Here is a 543-nt window from a genome sequence, read left to right on the forward strand (position 1 = left end):
CATCACCAATCGGAGCGTACCTTCTCCCGAAGTTACGGTACGATTTTGCCTAGTTCCTTCACCCGAGTTCTCTCAAGCGCCTTAGTATTCTCTACCTGACCACCTGTGTCGGTTTGGGGTACGATTCAGTATAATCTGAAGCTTAGAGGCTTTTCCTGGAAGTATGGCATCAGCAACTTCATCACCGTGGTGACTCGTCTCGTGTCTCAGCCTAACAGCAACCCGGATTTACCTAAGTCACTAGCCTACACACTTTCACATGGACTACCATCGCCATGCTTGCTTAGCCTGCTCCGTCCCCCCATCGCAATTATACCAAGTACGGAAATATTAATCCGTTTCCCATCGACTACGCCTTTCGGCCTCGCCTTAGGGGTCGACTTACCCTACCCTGATTAACATGGGATAGGAACCCTTGGTCTTCCGGCGTGCGGGTTTTTCACCCGCATTATCGTTACTCATGTCAGCATTCGCACTTCTGATACGTCCAGCATACCTCCCGGTACACCTTCAACCGCTTACAGAACGCTCCCCTACCACTCA

At 50.8% G+C, this 543-nt stretch carries 1 rRNA gene; it reads right to left on the bottom strand.

The features are described from left to right. A 23S ribosomal RNA gene (locus tag AAEY57_RS19410) occupies positions 1-543 on the bottom strand; the annotation flags it as partial.

This window comes from Pseudoalteromonas sp. MER144-MNA-CIBAN-0113 (genome assembly GCF_040308965.1).
GTDB classification, from domain to species: domain Bacteria; phylum Pseudomonadota; class Gammaproteobacteria; order Enterobacterales; family Alteromonadaceae; genus Pseudoalteromonas; species Pseudoalteromonas tetraodonis.